Here is a 19,068-nt window from a genome sequence, read left to right on the forward strand (position 1 = left end):
CTAGCCTTGCTGCGCGATGGCGGTGCCCGTTTGACGTGGCGGCGACGTGTCGGACGCCGTATCGGCGCTGAATCGCAGGAGGAACGCCCCGCCCGAAAGCGTCTCGAGCCGGCAGGTCACATGCCGCCCGTCGAGCAGGGTGATCTCTTCGGTCAAGTTCTCGCGCGCGCCGATTTCCCGGGCGAGATTTTGCAGCCACGACCAGAAGGCGCTGGGTTCGGCGCGCTCCTGCCATTGCTTCACCGCGTCGAGCAGGGTCACCCGGCCCAGCGTCGCCTCCGGCTCGACCCCCCAGAGCGCGCCATAGGCGGCATTCGCCATCGCCAATTCGCCCGAGGGGCGGAACACGGCGATCGCGTCGCCGACCCGGTCGAACACCTCTTGAGCCATCTCGATTTCACCGCGAAACTGCCGGGTTAGAGACGTTTCTGACGAAATATCCTCGAACAGGAACGCCACAGCGCCATCGGGATGCGGGCGTCCGGTGACGCGATAGGTCTGCCCGCCCGGCAGGTTCCAGGTTTCGGCGTGAAACCCAGAGGCGGCGGCCCGCTCCAGCTCAGTCATTTCCTGCCGCCAGCTTCGGTAATCCTTCGGCTCGGGCATCATCTTGGTTTCGCGCAGCCTGTCGAGAAAGGCGTAGAGCGTTGGGCGCGTGGCGAGGAATTCCGGCCCGAGCTGCAGAAGGTCGCTCAGCGCGGGATTGAACAGCCGCAGCTGCCGGTCCCGGTCGAAAATCGCGAGACCGATCGGCAGGTCGGCGAAGGTCTTGGTCAGGGTCTGGACGAAATCGCGCAGCGCCTTCTCGGCCCGCACGGCGGCATCGGCGGGAAGGGCGAAATGCAGCGTGCCGCGCTCGAGAACGACAGAGTGACAGTCGAACCATGTGGCAGTTTCCGCGGCGCTTTGTGAGGCTCGACCGATTTCCAGACGATGCGGCCCACCCCCGTCGAATGCGTCGGGCGGCAGTGTGAACAGCGTGGGCAGCGGCCATCCAAACCCCTCTTCCCCCGCATCGAAAGCCCCTGCGCGCGCGAGATAGGCTCTGTTTGCCCAACTCAACTCACCGCCCTTCTCGGTCCGCCAGATCAGAACCGGCGACCGGTCGAGCGTCGTGCGCATCATTTCCAGTTCGTCTTCCATCGCGCGGAAAGAGAGACTGTCGACGCGCTGACCCTGCCCCTCGCCGTCGGGATCGACGAGAGTGATCCGCGCCAGACCGTTGATGGGGAAGACGGCCCCGCTCCTGAGAAGGGACCGTATACTGGTCCTACTTTGCAGAAGGAGCATTCCCATGAACCCAGCTACCGTGGGCCTTGATCTGGCCAAGAACGTGTTTCACGTCCATGTCGCCGATGCGTCCGGCAGAACGCTCGACAGCAAGCGACTTACGCGTCGTGAGCTTATGCCTTACTTCGAGTCGTTGCCCTCTTGCTTGATCGGTATCGAGGCGTGTGCGACAGCCCACAACTGGGCCCGCCAGTTGCAGGGGCTCGGCCATGACGTGCGCCTCATTCCTCCAGGTTACGTCAAGCCCTTCGTGCGCCGGGGGGCGAAGAATGACGCCACTGATGCGGCTGCCATTTGTGAAGCGGTTACCCGTCCCAACATGCGCTTTGTCCCGATCAAATCGCGCGAAGATCAGGCATTTCTGATGCTGCACAGAGCCCGAGGGCTTCTGGTCCGACAGAGAACGATGGCAGCTTGTGCTTTCCGGGCGCATTTGGCTGAGTATGGAGTTATCGTCCCACAGGGTAGGCACCGGGTCGATGCCCTCGTCGCAAAGCTGGACGAGCTACGAGAGGATCTACCGGAGGATGCGTGCTTCGCTTTGGATGCTCTCGTCGGGCAACTGGATGCGCTGAATCGGCAGATCGATAGTATCGACATCCGGTTGGCGGAGATCCACAAAACCAATTCTATCTGTCGCTTGCTTGCGACCATACCGGGGATCGGGCCGATTACCGCGACGGCCTTTGCAGCGACCATCCCGGACCCCTCGGCGTTTCGATCAGGGCGGGAGTTTGCTGCCTGGCTTGGACTGACGCCGCGACAAAACTCATCGGGGGGCAAACACAGGCTCGGTGGAATCACCAAACAAGGTGACCGGTATCTTCGCCATCTGCTGGTCCTGGGAGCGCGCACTGTGGTGCGATATCCAAAGGCCCGCTCCCGCGTAGATGGTCCGTGGATCGAGGCTTTGCTCGAACGGCGCCGACCCATGGTTGTTGCTGTCGCGGTCGCAAACAAGCTGGCGCGGACGATATGGGCGATGCTCTCTACCGGAGAAGTGTTCCGGAGCGCTCAGCCGTGAAGGATCAACAAACTAACGAACAATGAGATGGCACAAGTGCAATAACAGCGTGATGGCAAATCGGCAGAGCTGAGGATCGAGAAAGCCCGAAGAGTTTTAAGCGCGCCAAAACGCGTCCCGTTGATGAGGCCTCGATCCGCGGACACCATCAGGGCCAGCAGTCATGTATAAGGCTGCGGGAACAGGCCGAATACATGAACGCACCGGCCGATGAAGATCACGTTCAAAACACTTGCGCCCGCGGGGCCGTCTATACATGAAACTCTCGACGGTGAGGCGGAGCCGGGGCTTGTCGGTGGCACTCGCAACCTCGGTCATCTCGAGCCGACCGAGATCGGCGAGCTGGCCGATGCGGGACTGAAATTCGGGAAAGCGCAGCGCGGCGAACGCGGTGAAGCGCGTCCAGTCGCTCGCCCCGATGGGCATCGATTCCAGCAAGCGCCGCGCGGGGGGCGTTGCATCCACAAGCGCCTCGTCATCGAACAGAAAGGCCACCTCCTCGATGTCCTCTCGCGCCGCGGGGGTCAGCCTGCGCCCCGGCGCGCGGCCCACGGCGAGCCATGTCAGCAGCAACGCGACCAAGGCCGCGCCCACCGAGGTAAGCGCGATCATCGTCGCCTCAAGCCATGCAGTCGTCATGTCTTTCGGCCTCTCAAACCTGTCCCCAGGCCGAGGGTGCGAAAGAATCGTTAACTCAGCGTTAACTTCGCTCGGGGAGCGGTGAGAGGAGCGGCGATCAGACCGCGATCGGCTGGTTCAGCCCAAGACCTGCGTCGTCGCGCGCTACGAGACGCGCGGCGGGCCAGACGACTTCCACAACCGCACCGGAGCGCGAGGGCGAGGTCGCGCCGGGGAAATAGGGCGCGTCGCCATTCGAGAAGGTGAGCCGTCCGCCCGTCCGCTCGATAAGGGTCTTCGCGATGAAAACGCCGAGCCCCATCCCCTCATAGCCTTTGCGCTCCGCCGCATTCGCACGCGGTTGCAGGAAGGGATCGCCGATCCGGTTGAGCACGCTCGTCGGATAGCCTTTGCCGTCATCGCTGATCCGCACGGTGATCTCTTCGTCGTCCCATTCCGCTTCGACCCAGACCGTGGATTGCGCGAAATCGACGGCGTTCTGGATGAAATTGCGCAGCGCGTGGATCAGTTCGGGATAGCGGTAGATCGTCGGCTGACGCTCCAGCCCTTCGACGATGGGATGGGCATCGAAGTGAATTTCGATCCCGCGCTCCAGATGCGGGTCCGCCGCTTCGCGCAGAACGGCGACGATGGGCGCGGTCCGCATATGGAGATCGTCTTTCCCGACACGGCCCATCGAATGGAGAATGTCGCGGCACCGATTGGCCTGCTCGCGGATCAAGAGTGCATCGTCGCGCAGGTCGGGACTGTCTTCGAGCTCGTCGGCCAGCTCCGAACTGACCAGCTTGATCGTCGCAAGCGGCGTGCCCAGCTCATGCGCCGCCGCGGCGACGACTCCGCCCAGATCGGTCAGCTTCTGCTCGCGCGTCAGGGCCAGTTGGGTCGCGCGCAACGCATCGCCCATGGAACGCACTTCGCTCGCCACCTTATGCGCATAGGCCCCGAGGAAGGCGACGCCGATGATGATCGACAGCCAGTAGCCGAATTCGAACACGTCGGGCACGGCGATCACTTCGCCGGTCTTGCTGACCAGCGGCAGATAGACCACGGCGACGATCGAGATCATCACCATCGTCGCAAGACCCAGCAGGATCGTCGCAGATCGCTCCAGCGCGGTGGCCGCTATCGTGACCGGCACGAGAATGAGCAGCGCGAAGGGATTGTTCATCCCACCCGTGATCGACAGCAGAAGCGCGAGCTGCGCCATGTCGAACATCAGCGTCGCCGCCGCCTCGGGCTGGGTCAGGCGCTTGGTGTCAGGAAACAGGAAAATCGCCACGAGATTGGCCGCAATCGCCGCCGCGACCGTGGCGAGGCACAGCGCCAGATCCAGTGCGATATCATAGACGAAATAGGCGACGAAGATCGCGCCGAGCTGACCGACAATCGCGGTCCAGCGCAGGAAGATCAGCGTCCGGAGGCGCACCCAGTCGTGGTGAATCTCGGCCGGGCCGGGTTGGGCCTCGAGGCGTTGAGCCATGTCGTCTCCCGCGTCCAAAGCGCACATCGCCGGAATTGGCGGCATGAAAGCATTGATAATCGGCGCCCGCCGCGCGATCAATGCAGCCGTAAGAGGAGTGACAATATGAACCGTATTGCGAAAATTTCCGCTGCCGCCGCGACCGCGATCGTGGTCATCGGCCTGGGCGTCACCTGGTTCGCCGCGACCCGCAGCAATGACGACGATATTTTCGCGCAGTGCCGACAAAGCGTAGTCGCAGGCGGCGCGGGCGAAATCGGCGGTCCTTTCACCCTGACCGACGAGAACGGCAAGGAAGTGACGAATACGGATGTCATCACCGAGCCGAGCATTCTCTATTTCGGCTATACCTATTGCCCGGATGTCTGCCCGCTCGACAGTGCGCGCAATGCCGAAGCCGTAAGCCTTCTCGAAAGGCGCGGCTATTCGGTGACGCCGGTCTTCATTTCGGTCGATTCCGCACGCGACACCCCCGAGCTGCTGAAGGAATTCACCGATCTCATGCATCCGAAAATGATCGGGCTGACCGGCACGCCGGAGCAGATCAAGAAGGTCTCGCAGGAATACCGCACCTATTTCAAAGTGCAGGATCCGGGCGATCCCTACACGCTGATCGATCACTCGACCCAAAGCTATCTCGTCTTCCCGGACACCGGCTTCGCGGAATACTACAACCGCGACACCACGCCCGAGCAGATGGCCGATAGCGTCTCCTGTTTCGTCGATGCGTGGAAAAAGGCCAATCCCGACGGCGCAGCCGGAAATTGACCGAGCAGGCGCAACAGCTTAAAACAAATCCAAGCGTCAAACTCGGCGAGAGGGAGTTACGATAATGGCTGAAGACGTCAGCGCCGATATCGGGTCGGACAAATCGCTTCTGATCGTCGATGATGATCTGCCGTTTCTCACGCGGCTGGCCCGCGCGATGGAGAAACGCGGCTTCGAGACCCAGACGGCCGAAACCGTCGCCGCAGGCCGCGCGATCGTGCAATCGAACCCGCCCGCCTATGCGGTGATCGACCTGCGGCTCGAGGATGGCAACGGGCTCGACGTGGTCGAGGCGCTGCGCGAAAAGCGCGCCGATGCGCGGATCGTCGTGCTGACCGGATATGGGGCCATCGCGACCGCCGTGGCCGCCGTGAAAATGGGCGCGACCGATTATATCGCGAAACCCGCCGATGCCACCGACGTCACAAATGCGCTATTGGCGAAAGGCGAAGTCGCCCCGCCGCCGCCGGAAAACCCGATGAGCGCGGATCGCGTGCGCTGGGAACATATTCAACGGGTGTACGAACTTTGCGACCGGAATGTCTCGGAAACCGCGCGCCGCCTGAATATGCATCGCCGGACCCTTCAGCGGATTTTGGCTAAGAGAAGCCCTCGCTGACGTTATGGTTAGGTTGTTAAATATTTAAGGTTTCTATTTAATGCTCCGAATATCCAATTCGGAGCATTAAAAATGAATCTCGATGATATGTCCCTCGACGAGCTGAAAGCTCTTCGCAAGCAAGTCGACAAGGCGATTTCCGGCTACGAGGATCGCAAGAAGAAAGAAGCGATCGATCAGCTTGAGCGCGCGGCCCGCGATATGGGCTATTCGTTGGCAGAACTGACCGGGTCGGGCTCGGCCAAGCCGCGCCGCACCGTGCCGCCGAAATATGCCAATCCCGACAATGCCAGCGAAACCTGGACCGGCCGTGGCCGCAAGCCGCGCTGGGTTCAAGCCGCGCTTGATAATGGCAAATCGCTCGACGATCTGAAGATCTGAGAAACAGATAAGTATTTTTGAATACGAGTGCCTGCCGAAATGGCAGACACTCGTATTACAGTTCTGCCAAAAGCGCTTCGTGGCGTGCGGTATAATCCGCTCGCACTTCCGAGGGCGGCCGCAGATGGATTTTAAAGGTTTCGGCATATTCGGGCGCGAGCTTTCCGAAAACCTTGTCGGCCTCAACCTTGGAAAACCCGGCGATCTGTTCGGCTTCCAACCGCGCCGAGACGATATCCGCCTTTTTGATCGCGCGCTTGATTCGCACCGGGAGCGCTGCGGGTAGACCAAAGCGTATGTGCACCGCCGCGATCAGCCGATCATCGAGCGTGCCATAGCCTTCGCCAATCGCCGCCTTCACCGGGCTGATCATATCGCCCAGCACATATTCCGGCGCATCGTGCAAAAGCGCCGCCAATTTCCATTTCGCGGCGATTTTCGGATTCTGATGGCAGAAAATCTGTTCCACCAGCAGCGAATGCTCGGCCACGGAATAGGGCCAGTCGCCGAAAGTCTGCCCGTTCCAGCGCGCGACGAAAGCCAGACCATGCGCGATATCCTCGATCTCGATATCGACGGGCGTCGGGTCCAGCAGGTCGAGCCTGCGCCCCGAAAGCATCCTTTGCCAAGCGCGTTTCATGTGATCACCGTATAGTCGTCGGGAAAGCGCGCGAGATAACGCGCCATTTTGTTTCTGTTGATGAGGTGCCGGACGAGCATTTTCGTCATCAGCTTGCTGCCCGGTCCGGGGCCGTCGGGAATATCGAAGCGGCGTTCCGGGAAATGCGCGGCGCAGAAATGGCGCAAACCCCGCGCAAAGCGCGGCGGCAGGGTTTCCGGTCGCGCTTTCCACGGTTTCGACGGGCCGATGAAATGCACGATATGCGCGCTGACCATCGCCTCATGCAGCCGCGAGGCCGGGGTATATTGCCAGTTCCACATCGGGCTGAGCTCCGCCCAGTTGCGATACAGAACGCAATTGAGAAGCGTCTGATCGTTGCGGCGCAGGCGGGCACCGTTCTTTTCCCCAAAGCTCAGCGCCGCGTCGAGAATACCTTGGGCATTCCAGTTCGCTACGTCGATCAGCAGCACGCCTGAATTGAAATAGGCGGCATTGGCGAGATCGAAATCCTTGAAATCCTCCGGCATCCGCGACGGCGTCCGCCATTGCGGATTATCCCGCACCGCCCCGACCGGCTTCTCCCCGAGGTCGACCGTCAGCAGCCGCGAGAGATCGCCGCTTTCCACGTGAATATCGGCATCCAGATAGAGAATGCGATCATAATCATCCGAGAAAATCTTCGGCAGCATGAGGCGCATATACATGGCCGAACTGCGTCCCCGATCCGTCGAGAACTCCGAAAATATCACGTCGGGATCGAAACTGCACAGCCGCAGGTTCAACCCGTCGAGCGACGCCGGAAGTGTAACCGGCTCGGCGCAGACGATGCAGATATCGAAATCCCGATCCGGGTGGAGCTGCGCGATCTGTCCCGCCGCATGCGCGGCATAAGGCAGGTAAGCGTCATCGCAGCAAAACGCGATCGCAGAGCGGTGCTGCGCAGGTTTCGAACAGGCCAGATTGATCTCCATTCGCCCCTCTCATGCAGCGCGTATCTGTGACTAGCCAAAGCCATTGCAGCTGTAAACGCCACAGATTGAGGAACATTTTCGCGCGGAGTGTGTTCTTGGGTTGACACGGAGAGAAAAAGGGGACGCCAAAATGCAGACCTCGAAAACTACGTTCTTTGCCGCCGGGATCGCGATTATCTCGATCCCCGCTACCATCGCCATCGCCGCCGTACGCAGCGACGAGGCTGTGCAACCGGCCCCGCAAGCTGAATCGGCGCGGCAGGTCATGCTGGATGGCTATGAGGGCGACGGTCGCCCGATGGAGAATATTCCGTCCGAGATTCCTTATGGCGATCTGTCCGCATTCGACGACGTCACCGCGATCGGCGAGGCGCAAAGCCCCGATCAGCCCTATTGCGACAACCGCGCGAAGCTCGTGGACTCGCTCAATCACGACTTCGCGGAGAAGCCCGCGATGACGAAACAGCTTGGCGACCATCGGAAGGTCGAGCTTTACGCGTCGAGCATCATGGGCACCTGGACCGCGGTCTACACCCGTGCCGACAACGTCTCCTGCATCGTGTCCTCGGGCACCGACTGGAAGCGTGGCAACAACCCGGTGGCGCTGCTGCATCGTGAAGGAATTCTTCCCGCAACCTGATCGTGATCGGCCTTCATTGCCGCTTTACGGTCCCGGTGCTACATAGCTTCCAAATTCAGATTGGGAGCCACGCATGGCCGATTACGTCATCAAGGATATCGCTCTGGCCGACTATGGCCGCAAGGAGCTCGACATCGCCGAAACCGAAATGCCGGGCCTGATGGCCTGCCGCACGGAATTCGGTGAAAGCAAGCCTCTGAAAGGCGCGCGCATCGCGGGGTCGCTGCACATGACCGTGCAGACCGCCGTGTTGATCGAAACGCTCAAGGCGCTCGGCGCCGATGTGCGTTGGGCCTCGTGCAACATCTTCTCGACGCAGGATCACGCGGCCGCGGCGATCGCCGCTGGCGGCACGCCCGTCTTCGCCATCAAGGGCGAGACGCTCGCGGAATACTGGTCCTATACCGACCAGATCTTCCAGTTCGAGGAAGGTACCTGCAACATGATCCTCGACGATGGCGGGGATGCGACGCTCTATATTCTTCTCGGCGCGCGCGTCGAAAACGGCGAGCCCGACCTGATCGAAGTGCCCACCTCGGAAGAGGAAGAGGCGCTGTTCGCCCAGATCAAGAAGCGCATGAAGGAAAGCCCCGGCTGGTTCACCAAGCAGCGCGACGCGATCAAGGGCGTCTCGGAAGAGACCACCACCGGCGTGCATCGCCTTTACGATCTGCACAAGAAGGGCCTGCTGCCCTTCCCGGCGATCAACGTGAACGACTCCGTCACCAAGTCGAAATTCGACAACAAATACGGCTGTAAAGAGAGCCTCGTGGACGGCATCCGCCGCGCGACCGACACGATGATGGCCGGCAAGGTCGCCGTCGTCTGCGGCTATGGCGATGTGGGCAAAGGCTCCGCCGCGTCGCTGCGTGGCGCGGGCGCCCGCGTGAAGGTCACCGAAGTCGATCCGATCTGCGCGCTGCAAGCCGCGATGGACGGGTTCGAGGTCGTCGTGCTGGAAGACGTCGTCGACAGCGCCGACATCTTCATCACCACTACCGGCAACAAGGATGTCATCCGGATCGAGCATATGCGCGAGATGAAGGACATGGCGATCGTCGGGAACATCGGCCATTTCGACAATGAAATTCAGGTCGCGAACCTGAAGAACCACAAATGGACCAACATCAAGGATCAGGTGGACATGATCGAGATGCCCTCGGGCTCGCGCATCATTCTGCTGTCGGAAGGCCGCCTGCTGAACCTCGGCAATGCGACCGGCCACCCGAGCTTCGTGATGTCGGCGTCGTTCACCAATCAGGTTCTGGCGCAGATCGAACTGTGGACCAAAGGCGACGATTATGCGCCGGGCGTCTACATCCTGCCGAAGCATCTCGACGAAAAGGTCGCCCGTCTGCATCTGGAGCGGATCGGCGTGAAGCTGACCCAACTCAAGCCCGATCAGGCGGAGTATATCGGCGTCACGGTGGAAGGGCCGTTCAAGCCCGAGCATTACCGCTACTGACCGGATCGCATCGCGATTTCAAAGGCCGCGCCTTCGGGTGCGGCCTTTTTACGTGCAACGCAGGCCATGATCGGTTTTCCTCATGACAGGAGGAGAGCGATGACACCCGAAGACCTTGCCGCGCGGTTCAAACCGCAATTGGAGGCGGAGCTGACAGAGCTGCGCAGCGCGTCGCAGGACACCGCGCAGACCCGCAAACCCGTCGAGCTAGACCAGCAAAGCGTCGGGCGGCTGTCGCGTATGGATGCGCTGCAGAACCAGGCGATGGCCAATGCGGTCGATGGCCGCCGTCAGCACCGGATCACGGCGATAGAGGCCGCGCTCCAGCGCATCGCGGAGGACGAATTTGGCTATTGTGACAGCTGCGGCGAGCCGATCCCCGAGAGGCGTCTCGAACTCGACCCGACCTTCACGCAATGCGTCTCCTGTCGCGGCGGCGGTTGAGGCGCGAGAGGTCCCGGGATTTACGCTTTGTAATTTCACCATCTCGGCTTACCCTGCGCCTGCCTTCATTTCTGGGCAGAGCAACCTGATAGGTAGGACACATGGGTAAAAGAGACGAGCTGATTGAGAAATACGCCGAGGATCTGAAATCCAAATGCGGCATGACCCCGGACATGGATCTTCTGACCAAGGTAACGATCGGCTGCGGCCCCTCGATTTACGATGCGGATGCCTCGACCGTGGCGGCGACGGACAAGGCCGAACTGGAAACCGTGAAAAACAATTTCCTCATCAAGAAACTCGGCCTCTCGGACAGCCCGGCGCTGATGGATGCGATCGACAGCGTCATCGAGACCTACGGCCATTCCGAGCGCAACAAATATCGCGCCGTGATTTATTACATGCTTACCAAGCATTTCGGCAAAGAAAGCGTCTACGCCTGATCGCGAGCGCCTCGCGCATCTGACGACGACCCACGGCCCGGCTTGTCCGGGCCGTTCGCTTTAGCGGATCAGCGCCTTGATCCCGGCGACATGCGCAGCCCGCGCGCCCAGCGCATCGGCTGCCAGCATCTCGACCGTCTCTTCCAGCGCCTCGCGCGGCACGATCCGGTCGATCAGCCCCCAGCTCAGCGCCTCTTCGGCCTCGATCTTCTGTCCCGCCATCAGGATCATCTTCGCCCGCGCAGGCCCCACCAACGCGACCATGCGCGCGGGGTCCGAGGGCTGTGGCAGGAAGCCGAGCTTCATCACCGGATAGAAGAACTTCGCGCCCGGCACGGCGATGCGCAGATCGCAGGCCAGCGCCATGCCCATCGCGCCCCCGGCCAGCGTGCCGTTGAGCGCCGCGATCGTCAGGCAGGGCAGCGCCGCGATCGCGCCCGAAAGCCGCTCCCAGACCGGATCGGTCGCCAGCGTGCCGGATTTCGCCTCGTCCAGATCGGCCCCGGCGGAGAAGACCTTGCCATTCCCGCTCAGCACGAAAGCCCGCGCCTCTTCGCGCCCCGCGCGCTCGGCCAGATCGGCGATCTCGCCCAGCATCGCGCCAGTCAGCGAGTTGGCTTTTTCAGGCCGGTCTATGGTCACGCGCCACAGCCCGTTTTCGATCTCGTGGCGGATCATTCCCAACCTCCTCACAACTCCCGTGAAACCCGTCTAGCAGCCCCGGGAAGGCTTGACCATCGGCCTGACCCAAAGGAGGATGGCCGCGACTTGGTTCTCAGTGGAAAGGTACCCCTCTCATGGCATGGCTCAAAACCGTCGGTTCCGGCGCCGTTGTGGTTTCGCTGCTGTCCACCACGGCCTCTTTCGCGGATGTCACCGCAGAGCAGGTCTGGCAGGCGTGGCAATCCGAATACCAGACCTACGGCTACGAGGTGATGGTCGGCGGTCAGAACCGAGAGGGCGACACGCTCACCGTCTCCGACGTGAAGATGGTGCGCAATGTCGACAATATGAGCCTCACGCTCGACGTGCCGGAACTGAAGCTGCGTGATCGCGGCGACGGCACGGTGGAGACGACCTTCCCCGAGACGATGACCGGCGACATGACCGGCAAGCCGGGCACCGACACCTCGGACATCGCCATGAAGATGACGATGACCCAGACGGACAGCAAGGTCATCGTCTCCGGGTCGCCGGGCGACCTGACCTACGATATCGACGCGCCGAAACTGACGATGGATCTCGACCAGACCGTCACTGCCGAGGGGCAGGACGTACCGGTCAAAATGTACTTCTCGCTGGAGAACACCAAGGGCAATTACCACGTCGTCGACGGCGACATGCATTCGGTCGACTCCAAGATGTCCATCGGCACGCTCGACCTGACCGCGTCGGGCGCCGATCCCGAGGGCAGCGGCACGTTCAACATGAACGGCCAGATGAACGACCTCGCCTATGAAGGAAGTTTCGCGATGCCCAAAGGCATCGACTCCGAGAAACTCGACGAGGCGCTCAACGCCGGGGCGAACCTCGATCTGAGCATGACCTATGCCAGCTCGAACTGGACGACGACCGCTGACAGTCCCGACGGCAAGGTCGATCAGAAGACGACCGATCAGGGCGGCAAGCTCGATATCGCGATGTCGAAGGACGGCCTGTCCCTCGGTGGCCAGAGCAAGTCCAGCCATATCGAGATGACGACGCCCGAACTGCCCTTCCCGATCACCGCGGATATTCAGTCGTCGGACGCGAGTTTCGCGATGCCGGTCGCGAAATCGGATGAGGCGCAGGATTACAAGGCGAAGCTTGGCTTCAACGGCGTCACGGTCTCCGACAATATCTGGGCCATGTTCGACCCGAATGGCGATCTGCCGCATGACCCGGCAACGCTGCAGGTCGACCTCTCGGGCAAGATGAAGCTCTCCGAGGACCTGTTCAGCCCGGCCGCCGCCGCGATGGACGCACCACCGATGCAGGTCGACACCGTCGATATCAACAACATCAAGCTGTCGATGGTCGGCGCCGATCTGAACGGCAACGGCGCGCTCGAGCTGAAGAATGGCGGGCCGATGCCGATGCCCACGGGCAAGATCGACCTGACGCTGACCGGGGCGAATGCCCTGATGGACAAGCTGGTCGCGATGGGGCTCGTGCCGCAGGATCAGATCATGTTCGGGCGGATGATGCTCGGCCTCTACGCCAAGCCCACGGGCGACGATGCCTACGAGTCGCAGGTCGAGTTCAAGGATGGCGGGGAAATCCTCGTCAACGGCCAACGCGTCCAGTAAAGACTGAAACCCACGGCGAGAAGCCGTCCGGGTCTCCGGGCGGCTTTCGTTTTTCTCACGAGGTGGAAATGACCAAGCCCTCTCTCTCCGATCTGACCCAGTCGCTGCTCGAGGCTGCGAAGCGCGCGGGTGCGCCTGCCGCCGATGCCATTGCGGTCGATGGGCGCTCGGTTGCGATCGATGTCCGCGAAGGCCGTCTTGAACAGGCCGAGCGGTCGGAGGGCGTCGAGATCGGGCTGCGTGTCCTTCTTGGCGGAAAACAGGCCTGCGTCTCCGCCTCCGATATTTCCACCCGCACCTTCGAGGAAATGGCGCAGCGCGCGATCGCGATGGCCCGCGAAGCGCCGGAAGATCCGTTCATCGGTCTCGCCGATCCGTCGCAACTGACCGACCGCCGCGATGCGGACGGGATGGAGTTGGCCGATCCGAGCGCCGAGCCCTCCGCCGAGGCGCTGCAAAGTGACGCGCTCGAGGCCGAGGCCGCAGCGCTCGGCGTCGACGGCGTCACCCAGGTGCAATCCGCCTCCGCCGCCTATTCCTATCGGCGCGTCCATGTCGCGGCCTCCAACGGCTTCGCGGGCGGCTATGATCGCAGCTCGCGCGTCGTCTCGGCCGTCGCGATTTCCGGCGAGGGGCTGGGGATGGAGCGGGACTGGGCCGCCGAGAGCCGCATCTTCCAGTCCGATTTGCCCAGCGCGCAGGAAATCGGACGTCTGGCGGGCGAACGCGCCGCCGCCCGCGCCAATCCGCGCCGCCCGAAAACCGGTGCCTATCCGGTGCTGATCGACGAGCGTGTCTCGGGCAGTCTGATCGGGCATCTTCTGTCGGCGGTGAACGGGCAGGCGATCTGCCGTGGGGCTTCGTGGCTGCGCGACGCATTGGACGAACAAGTTCTGCCCGAAGGCCTGTCTCTGATCGAGGAGCCGCATCGCAAGCGCGTCTCCGGCTCGCGCCCCTTCGACGCCGAGGGTCTGGCCACCGCGCGCCGCGCCATCGTCGAGAATGGCGTGCTCAAAAGCTGGACGCTGGACCTCGCCTGCGCGCGCAAGCTGGGGCTGCAATCGACCGCGAATGCCAGCCGCGGCACCTCTTCGCCGCCCTCGCCCGGCATCGGCAACGTGACCCTGACGCAGGGCGACAAGACGCGCGAGGACCTGATGGCCGAGATGGGCACCGGGCTTCTCGTGACCTCTTTCATCGGGGCCACGATCAACCCCAATACGGGCGATTATTCGCGCGGGGCCTCGGGCTATTGGGTGGAAAACGGCGAGCCGGTCTATCCGGTCAATGAATGCACAATCGCGGGCAACCTGCGCGATATGCTCCGCAGCATCCGGCCCGCGAATGACGCGCGGAGGCATCTGAGCCATATCGTGCCCTCGCTTCTCCTCGAAGGGATGACGCTTGCCGGAGACTGATCTTCCCCTTCTCATCGAGACCGCGAAAGAGGCTGGTGCGCTCGCCCTGACTTACTGGAAAAAGGCGCCCGAAGCCTGGGACAAAGGCGACGGGGCCGGTCCGGTCTCGGAGGCCGATCTGGCGGTGAACGCGTTGCTGGAAGAGCGCCTGCGCGGCGCCCGGCCCGATTACGGCTGGCTGTCGGAGGAAAGCACCGACGATCCGGCGCGTCTCGAGGCGCGCTCGACCTTCATCGTCGATCCGATCGACGGCACGCGCGCCTTCCTTGCCCATGATGGCGGCTTCGCCCACGCGCTCGCCGTGGTGCGCGACGGCGCGGTCATTGCGGGTGTGGTGCATCTGCCGGTTCACGATCTCACCTATTCCGCGACGATCGACGGTCCGGCCTGCCTGAACGGCGAGCCCCTGCGCCCCGGCATGCAAGAGGCGCTGTCCGGTGCGACGGTGCTGACCTCGAAACTCTCGGAGAATCCGAGCTTCTGGCGCCACGGCCTGCCGGATTACCAGCGCCATTTCCGCTCCTCGCTGGCATGGCGGCTTTGTCTGGTGGCGGAAGGGCAGTTCGATGCGACAATTTCGCTGCGTCCGGCATGGGAGTGGGATATCGCCGCGGCGAGCCTGATCGCGCAACGCGCAGGGCTTCTGGCAACGGATCGCAACGGCCGCGCGCTGCGGTTCAACCGCTCCCCGCCACAATCGAGCGGGCTGGTCGTCGCCAACCCGACCCTGCATGAGAAATTCATCGAAAATCTGGCGTTCTGGCCGGATTAGGGTCTACCAGCGCAGCACGCGCGTCCCGATCAGAGCCCCCACGAGCATCACCACGACGATCCCGGCCCCGTACCAGGTGACGTAGAACAGCGGGCTGTCCTCGGTACAGTGCAGGGCATAGATCGCGGTGCCCATGCCTCCGGCGGCAAGCCCCGCCAGCGCCCCGGCCCGGGCCGGGCGCGTCACCGCCCCTTTGCGCAAGCTGACAAGAAGCGCGCCCAGCGCCGGGAGGGACAGCATCGGCACGGAAATCAGGCAGGGCAGGATCGTTTCGCCCTCGAAATCCGACATGCGCTGACCCTCGGGCGTGGTCAGGAAAGCATAGGCCAAAAGCGCCGCCCCGATCACCGGGAAAATCCAGAGCCACCCGGTCGAAACCTTCGCCGTGGGCCGCCCCAAGCGCACCGCCATCGGGGTCACAAGCACGGCCAGGACCAGCGGCAGGTAGAATTTCGGGGCGATTTCCGGCGTCATAAGGGTCTGTTGCAGCGGAAAACGCAGCCCATAGACCGAAATCACGAACAGCGCAGTCAGCAGAAGCGCCGGCACAAGCCAGCGGCCAAGCACCTGCTTCGGGCGCGGATCGGGCAACGTGTCTTGTTGCAATACGGATATCAGGTCTTCGGTTTTCATATCTCGATCAGCCTCTCGCGAAGCGCGGCCAGTTTTTTCAACGAACGATGCAGCATCACGCGCACCGCTCCCTCACTCATATCTAACGCATCGCCAGTTTCCGCGATGCTTTTCCCTTCGAGCCCGATAGCACGCACCAGCTGCGCGGCGCGGGGCTCGAGATGGGTCAAAAACGTCTCTATATCGGCCTTTTCCGTGGGATCGGCCTCTGGAGCGGCGGGCAGCATCTCGGCGAAATCCTCCACCGGAAGATGGATACGTCGCCCCCGCTTCCGAAAGGCGTCGACCACCTTGTGCCGGGCGATCGCGTAGCACCACGGCGCAGCCGGCTCATCCTCGCGCCACGTGTGACGCTTCAGATGGATGGCGAGCAAGACCTCCTGCACGACATCCTCGCAATCGGCTTCGGACAGCCCTGCACCGCGTGCCCGCACGACAGACCGCAACACCGGGGTAACGGCCTGCAGGAACAGACCGTAGGCGCGCTTGTCGCCCGCATTCGCAGCCCGCAGGAGCTGCGACCAATCTGCCCGCCGATCATGCATCATCGCCATCCTTTCGTTCGCGAATATGCCTTCGTTACAGCCAGAGCGAAAAACTTTTTTCGTTCACGCTGGCGTGATCGGCGTAACGCGGCCGTGACCTGACGCGAAGGGTGATCAGGACCGCAACGGTCCCAACCAATCAGGAGACTACCATGAAGACCGAAACCACCCTTGGCTTTGCAACCGCTCTGACCTGCGCGATGGGGCTGGCCAGCGCCGCCCATGCCGAAGATCAGGCGATGGAGAAATGCTACGGCGTCGCGATGGCCGGGCAGAACGATTGCGCCGCCGGGCCCGGCACCACCTGCGCCGGCACCGCGACGATGGACTATCAGGGCAACGCCTGGAAACTCGTCCCGGCGGGCACCTGCACCGAGATCGAGACGCCGCACGGCATGGGCTCGCTCGAACCCAAGGAGATGTGACCCCAAGCGGGGCGTGCGGACTGCGCGCGCCCCGTTTCCTCACCGATGGAGGCTGCCATGACACTGCCACGCAAAGCGGGCCTCGGCTTCAAGCCAGAGCATTTTCCCGCCATAACAGAGACGAAACCCGATCTCGGTTTCTTCGAAATCCACGCGGAAAACTACATGGGCGCGGGCGGCATGCCGCATGCGATGCTGGAACGGTTGCGCGCGGATTATGCGCTGTCGGTGCATGGCGTGGGCCTCTCGATCGGTGGGCCCGATCCGCTGGATCGCAACCACCTCGCGCGGCTCAAGCTGCTGTGCGACCGATACGACCCTGAGAGCTTCTCGGAGCACCTTGCCTGGGCAAGCCATGGCGGCGTCTGGATGCATGATCTGCTGCCCCTGCCCTACACGGCGGAAACGCTGTCGCTGATCTGCGATCACGTCGATGAGGTGCAGGAGCATCTCGGCCGCCGGATGCTGCTGGAGAATCCGGCGACCTATGTGCTGTTTGACGATTCCGACATTCCCGAGACCGAATTCCTGACCGAGATCAGCACGCGAACCGGCTGCGGATTGCTGCTCGATGTGAACAATGTCTTCGTGTCCTGCGTGAACCACCGACAGGATCCGCGCCCCTATCTCGAGGCGTTCCCGCTGAACCGTGTCGGCGAGGTCCATCTGGCTGGTCATGAAGAGGAAGAGCTGCCCTCCGGGCCCCTGCTGATCGACAGCCACGGGCGCGAAGTCGCGGAGCCAGTTTGGGCGCTTTACGCTGAAACAGTCTCTAAAACCGGGCCGCTGCCGAGCCTTATCGAATGGGACAATGATGTGCCGGACTTCACCACCTTGATGGCCGAGGCCAAGCGCGCGTCCATGATCCTGTCGGGTGACCACCATGCCCTCGCATCGTGACTTCGCCCGCGGTTTCCGCGAGGGCCTGGCCGGAGGGCCCGCGCCGCAAAACGCCACCGCCCAAGATCCGGCCGAGATCGAGCGCCGCTTCGACGTTTATCGCAACAACGTGGCGCATGGGCTGACACAGGCCCTCGCGCGGCATTTTCCGGCGATCGAACGGCTTCTTGGCGCGGATTGCTTCCGGGGGCTCGCCCGGGCCTATATCGCCGAGTACCCGCCGCGCACGCCCGTCCTGACCGAATGGGGCGGCGCGTTTCCGGCCTATCTGGCGGATGAACCTTCGCTGCAATCGCTGAGCTATTTGCCCGACGTCGCCCGCATCGAATGGGCGCGCAGCCGGGCCTATCACGCTGCGGATTCAGAGCCTATTGCGCCGGCACGCCTACAAGAGACAGCCACACGCGCGGGTGCTCACCTGTGCCTCGATCTGCATCCGTCGGTGCAGGTTCTTCAGCTGCTGACCCCCGCCGGTTCGATCTGGGCCTCGCAACAACCGGGCGGTCCCGCTCCACCGCGGGCGAAGGAGTGGAGACCGGAGACGCTGCTGACTGCGCGGCGCGGGATTTCTCATGTGATCACGTCCGTCATTCGCAGCTCGACCGGCCGCTTCGTCTCGGCCCTCTGTGCAGGCGAAACCGTCGCCCGCGCACAGGACCGGGCGGGAGCGGATTTTGACCTCAACGCAGCGCTTCTGCTGCTGGTGGAAAATGCGCTGATCGTCGGCGCGGGCATTGAAACAGGAGACGAGTCATGACCGATACGATCGAGATGAAAACGCCAAAACAGGGTCTATTCCGGCTGTATCATCGGTTTTCCGATATAGCCCAGAGCTTCCCGGAGGAGATTGTTCTGATCGGAGCGCGGCTCTTTCCGGCGATGGTGTTCTGGATGTCCGGGCGGACCAAGGTGGAGGGGTTCATGATCAAGGACTCCACATTCACCCTCTTTCAATACGAATACGACCTGCCCCTCATTCCGCATGAATGGGCGGCGGTGCTCGCAACCTTCGCGGAGCATTTCTTCCCATTGCTGCTGATCTTCGGCCTTGGCAGCCGCCTTGCGGCGCTGGCGCTTCTGGCGATGACGCTGGTGATCCAGGTCTTCGTCTATCCCGGCGCATGGGTCACGCATGGGCTTTGGGCCATCGCGCTTCTGACGGTTCTGATGAAGGGCCCCGGGCGGCTTTCTCTCGATAAGCTCATCGGATTGGAACGCTGAGCCTTGCTCTCCCCGCCTGCACGATTATGTGTGAGCGCAAAGGAGAGCCGATGCGCGAAAGCGACGATATCGAAGCCGCA

The 19,068-nt window shown here is 62.5% G+C and carries 23 protein-coding genes; 15 read left to right on the forward strand and 8 right to left on the reverse strand.

What is annotated here, in order from left to right; translation table 11 throughout:
• A complete protein-coding gene (locus AC2TZ7_RS02640; RefSeq protein WP_489865798.1) occupies positions 1-1,296 on the reverse strand; it encodes a PAS-domain containing protein in 1,296 nt (431 codons plus the stop codon).
• Here AC2TZ7_RS02640 and AC2TZ7_RS02645 point away from each other — a divergent pair.
• The gene (locus AC2TZ7_RS02645; protein ID WP_489865799.1) at positions 1,295-2,314 is read left to right on the forward strand and encodes an IS110 family RNA-guided transposase; all 1,020 of its coding nucleotides are present in this window, start codon (positions 1,295-1,297) and stop codon (positions 2,312-2,314) included. The genes AC2TZ7_RS02640 and AC2TZ7_RS02645 overlap by 2 nt on opposite strands.
• A 96-nt stretch (positions 2,315-2,410) precedes the next feature.
• Here the strand turns inward: AC2TZ7_RS02645 and AC2TZ7_RS02650 are convergent, their stop codons facing one another.
• Positions 2,411-2,953 (reverse strand): hypothetical protein, encoded by a 543-nt coding sequence (locus AC2TZ7_RS02650; protein WP_489865800.1) that lies wholly within the window; start codon positions 2,951-2,953, stop codon positions 2,411-2,413.
• 97 nt (positions 2,954-3,050) lie between these two features.
• Entirely contained in the window at positions 3,051-4,433 is a 1,383-nt protein-coding gene (gene regB, locus AC2TZ7_RS02655) for a sensor histidine kinase RegB (RefSeq protein ID WP_098412341.1), read from the reverse strand.
• Between the two features lie 105 nt (positions 4,434-4,538).
• Between regB and AC2TZ7_RS02660 the strand changes: the two genes are divergently transcribed.
• The 3 genes from AC2TZ7_RS02660 (at position 4,539) to AC2TZ7_RS02670 (ending at position 6,201) form a co-directional block, all read left to right on the forward strand.
• Positions 4,539-5,201 (forward strand): SCO family protein, encoded by a 663-nt coding sequence (locus AC2TZ7_RS02660; protein WP_489865801.1) that lies wholly within the window; start codon positions 4,539-4,541, stop codon positions 5,199-5,201.
• 64 nt (positions 5,202-5,265) lie between these two features.
• Positions 5,266-5,820, forward strand: coding sequence for an ActR/PrrA/RegA family redox response regulator transcription factor (locus AC2TZ7_RS02665; RefSeq protein WP_489865802.1), 555 nt, complete (start codon positions 5,266-5,268; stop codon positions 5,818-5,820).
• A gap of 72 nt (positions 5,821-5,892) precedes the next feature.
• On the forward strand, positions 5,893-6,201 hold the full coding sequence (locus tag AC2TZ7_RS02670) for an H-NS histone family protein (RefSeq protein WP_078522716.1): 309 nt from the start codon (positions 5,893-5,895) through the stop codon (positions 6,199-6,201).
• A gap of 55 nt (positions 6,202-6,256) precedes the next feature.
• On the opposite strand, the gene AC2TZ7_RS02675 is transcribed toward AC2TZ7_RS02670, so the two are convergent.
• Positions 6,257-6,841: an HD domain-containing protein gene (locus AC2TZ7_RS02675; RefSeq protein ID WP_098412342.1), complete on the reverse strand. Its 585-nt coding sequence runs from the start codon at positions 6,839-6,841 to the stop codon at positions 6,257-6,259.
• Complete coding sequence (locus AC2TZ7_RS02680) at positions 6,838-7,794, reverse strand: glycosyltransferase family 8 protein (RefSeq protein WP_489865803.1); 957 nt, start codon at positions 7,792-7,794, stop codon at positions 6,838-6,840. Before AC2TZ7_RS02680 ends, AC2TZ7_RS02675 begins: the two co-directional genes overlap by 4 nt.
• Before the next feature lie 130 nt (positions 7,795-7,924).
• Between AC2TZ7_RS02680 and AC2TZ7_RS02685 the strand changes: the two genes are divergently transcribed.
• The 4 genes from AC2TZ7_RS02685 (at position 7,925) to AC2TZ7_RS02700 (ending at position 10,786) form a co-directional block, all read left to right on the forward strand.
• Positions 7,925-8,434, forward strand: coding sequence for a hypothetical protein (locus AC2TZ7_RS02685; protein WP_098412343.1), 510 nt, complete (start codon positions 7,925-7,927; stop codon positions 8,432-8,434).
• A 73-nt stretch (positions 8,435-8,507) separates the two neighbouring features.
• A complete protein-coding gene (gene ahcY / locus AC2TZ7_RS02690; protein WP_489865804.1) occupies positions 8,508-9,899 on the forward strand; it encodes an adenosylhomocysteinase in 1,392 nt (463 codons plus the stop codon).
• A gap of 99 nt (positions 9,900-9,998) precedes the next feature.
• Positions 9,999-10,343: a TraR/DksA family transcriptional regulator gene (locus tag AC2TZ7_RS02695; protein WP_489865805.1), complete on the forward strand. Its 345-nt coding sequence runs from the start codon at positions 9,999-10,001 to the stop codon at positions 10,341-10,343.
• A gap of 101 nt (positions 10,344-10,444) precedes the next feature.
• Complete coding sequence (locus AC2TZ7_RS02700; protein WP_098412345.1) at positions 10,445-10,786, forward strand: DUF2853 family protein; 342 nt, start codon at positions 10,445-10,447, stop codon at positions 10,784-10,786.
• Between the two features lie 60 nt (positions 10,787-10,846).
• On the opposite strand, the gene AC2TZ7_RS02705 is transcribed toward AC2TZ7_RS02700, so the two are convergent.
• Positions 10,847-11,464, reverse strand: coding sequence for an enoyl-CoA hydratase/isomerase family protein (locus AC2TZ7_RS02705; RefSeq protein ID WP_489865806.1), 618 nt, complete (start codon positions 11,462-11,464; stop codon positions 10,847-10,849).
• Positions 11,465-11,583: 119 nt separating this feature from the next.
• Between AC2TZ7_RS02705 and AC2TZ7_RS02710 the strand changes: the two genes are divergently transcribed.
• From AC2TZ7_RS02710 to AC2TZ7_RS02720, 3 genes are all read left to right on the forward strand, one after another.
• Positions 11,584-13,074: a DUF2125 domain-containing protein gene (locus tag AC2TZ7_RS02710; protein WP_489865807.1), complete on the forward strand. Its 1,491-nt coding sequence runs from the start codon at positions 11,584-11,586 to the stop codon at positions 13,072-13,074.
• A 68-nt stretch (positions 13,075-13,142) separates the two neighbouring features.
• A complete protein-coding gene (locus tag AC2TZ7_RS02715; protein ID WP_489865808.1) occupies positions 13,143-14,492 on the forward strand; it encodes a TldD/PmbA family protein in 1,350 nt (449 codons plus the stop codon).
• Positions 14,479-15,264, forward strand: coding sequence for a 3'(2'),5'-bisphosphate nucleotidase CysQ (locus tag AC2TZ7_RS02720; RefSeq protein WP_489865809.1), 786 nt, complete (start codon positions 14,479-14,481; stop codon positions 15,262-15,264). Before AC2TZ7_RS02715 ends, AC2TZ7_RS02720 begins: the two co-directional genes overlap by 14 nt.
• A gap of 3 nt (positions 15,265-15,267) precedes the next feature.
• Here AC2TZ7_RS02720 and AC2TZ7_RS02725 read toward each other — a convergent pair whose 3' ends face one another.
• Together AC2TZ7_RS02725 and AC2TZ7_RS02730 are read right to left on the reverse strand one after the other, a co-directional pair.
• Positions 15,268-15,897 (reverse strand): NrsF family protein, encoded by a 630-nt coding sequence (locus tag AC2TZ7_RS02725; protein ID WP_489865810.1) that lies wholly within the window; start codon positions 15,895-15,897, stop codon positions 15,268-15,270.
• Positions 15,894-16,442, reverse strand: coding sequence for a sigma-70 family RNA polymerase sigma factor (locus AC2TZ7_RS02730; protein ID WP_078522786.1), 549 nt, complete (start codon positions 16,440-16,442; stop codon positions 15,894-15,896). Before AC2TZ7_RS02730 ends, AC2TZ7_RS02725 begins: the two co-directional genes overlap by 4 nt.
• A 152-nt stretch (positions 16,443-16,594) precedes the next feature.
• Between AC2TZ7_RS02730 and AC2TZ7_RS02735 the strand changes: the two genes are divergently transcribed.
• Genes AC2TZ7_RS02735 through AC2TZ7_RS02750 form a run of 4 tightly spaced genes read left to right on the forward strand, consistent with a single transcriptional unit; the run spans position 16,595 to position 18,988 of the window.
• The gene (locus tag AC2TZ7_RS02735; protein WP_078522705.1) at positions 16,595-16,867 is read left to right on the forward strand and encodes a BufA1 family periplasmic bufferin-type metallophore; all 273 of its coding nucleotides are present in this window, start codon (positions 16,595-16,597) and stop codon (positions 16,865-16,867) included.
• Between the two features lie 57 nt (positions 16,868-16,924).
• Entirely contained in the window at positions 16,925-17,767 is an 843-nt protein-coding gene (gene bufB, locus AC2TZ7_RS02740) for an MNIO family bufferin maturase (protein WP_489865811.1), read from the forward strand.
• On the forward strand, positions 17,751-18,524 hold the full coding sequence (locus tag AC2TZ7_RS02745) for an HvfC/BufC family peptide modification chaperone (RefSeq protein ID WP_489865812.1): 774 nt from the start codon (positions 17,751-17,753) through the stop codon (positions 18,522-18,524). The genes bufB and AC2TZ7_RS02745 overlap by 17 nt, the downstream gene beginning before the upstream one ends.
• Positions 18,521-18,988 (forward strand): DoxX family protein, encoded by a 468-nt coding sequence (locus AC2TZ7_RS02750; protein WP_489865813.1) that lies wholly within the window; start codon positions 18,521-18,523, stop codon positions 18,986-18,988. Before AC2TZ7_RS02745 ends, AC2TZ7_RS02750 begins: the two co-directional genes overlap by 4 nt.
• Positions 18,989-19,068 lie beyond the last annotated feature (80 nt).

It is taken from the genome of Thioclava sp. ISO4 (genome assembly GCF_058105145.1).

Bases quoted from the DNA above. Each gene is read 5' to 3' on its own strand.
- AC2TZ7_RS02640 (WP_489865798.1), bottom strand. From the start codon at position 1,296: ATGGGAATGCTCCTTCTGCAAAGTAGGACCAGTATACGGTCCCTTCTC.
- AC2TZ7_RS02695 (WP_489865805.1), top strand. From the start codon at position 9,999: ATGACACCCGAAGACCTTGCCGCGCGGTTCAAACCGCAATTGGAGGCG.
- ahcY (WP_489865804.1), top strand. From the start codon at position 8,508: ATGGCCGATTACGTCATCAAGGATATCGCTCTGGCCGACTATGGCCGC.
- AC2TZ7_RS02700 (WP_098412345.1), top strand. From the start codon at position 10,445: ATGGGTAAAAGAGACGAGCTGATTGAGAAATACGCCGAGGATCTGAAA.
- AC2TZ7_RS02715 (WP_489865808.1), top strand. From the start codon at position 13,143: ATGACCAAGCCCTCTCTCTCCGATCTGACCCAGTCGCTGCTCGAGGCT.
- AC2TZ7_RS02705 (WP_489865806.1), bottom strand. From the start codon at position 11,464: ATGATCCGCCACGAGATCGAAAACGGGCTGTGGCGCGTGACCATAGAC.
- AC2TZ7_RS02745 (WP_489865812.1), top strand. From the start codon at position 17,751: ATGCCCTCGCATCGTGACTTCGCCCGCGGTTTCCGCGAGGGCCTGGCC.
- AC2TZ7_RS02670 (WP_078522716.1), top strand. From the start codon at position 5,893: ATGAATCTCGATGATATGTCCCTCGACGAGCTGAAAGCTCTTCGCAAG.
- AC2TZ7_RS02660 (WP_489865801.1), top strand. From the start codon at position 4,539: ATGAACCGTATTGCGAAAATTTCCGCTGCCGCCGCGACCGCGATCGTG.
- AC2TZ7_RS02725 (WP_489865810.1), bottom strand. From the start codon at position 15,897: ATGAAAACCGAAGACCTGATATCCGTATTGCAACAAGACACGTTGCCC.
- AC2TZ7_RS02675 (WP_098412342.1), bottom strand. From the start codon at position 6,841: ATGAAACGCGCTTGGCAAAGGATGCTTTCGGGGCGCAGGCTCGACCTG.
- AC2TZ7_RS02685 (WP_098412343.1), top strand. From the start codon at position 7,925: ATGCAGACCTCGAAAACTACGTTCTTTGCCGCCGGGATCGCGATTATC.
- AC2TZ7_RS02750 (WP_489865813.1), top strand. From the start codon at position 18,521: ATGACCGATACGATCGAGATGAAAACGCCAAAACAGGGTCTATTCCGG.
- AC2TZ7_RS02710 (WP_489865807.1), top strand. From the start codon at position 11,584: ATGGCATGGCTCAAAACCGTCGGTTCCGGCGCCGTTGTGGTTTCGCTG.
- AC2TZ7_RS02735 (WP_078522705.1), top strand. From the start codon at position 16,595: ATGAAGACCGAAACCACCCTTGGCTTTGCAACCGCTCTGACCTGCGCG.
- AC2TZ7_RS02650 (WP_489865800.1), bottom strand. From the start codon at position 2,953: ATGACGACTGCATGGCTTGAGGCGACGATGATCGCGCTTACCTCGGTG.
- AC2TZ7_RS02680 (WP_489865803.1), bottom strand. From the start codon at position 7,794: ATGGAGATCAATCTGGCCTGTTCGAAACCTGCGCAGCACCGCTCTGCG.
- AC2TZ7_RS02730 (WP_078522786.1), bottom strand. From the start codon at position 16,442: ATGCATGATCGGCGGGCAGATTGGTCGCAGCTCCTGCGGGCTGCGAAT.
- AC2TZ7_RS02665 (WP_489865802.1), top strand. From the start codon at position 5,266: ATGGCTGAAGACGTCAGCGCCGATATCGGGTCGGACAAATCGCTTCTG.
- regB (WP_098412341.1), bottom strand. From the start codon at position 4,433: ATGGCTCAACGCCTCGAGGCCCAACCCGGCCCGGCCGAGATTCACCAC.
- bufB (WP_489865811.1), top strand. From the start codon at position 16,925: ATGACACTGCCACGCAAAGCGGGCCTCGGCTTCAAGCCAGAGCATTTT.
- AC2TZ7_RS02645 (WP_489865799.1), top strand. From the start codon at position 1,295: ATGAACCCAGCTACCGTGGGCCTTGATCTGGCCAAGAACGTGTTTCAC.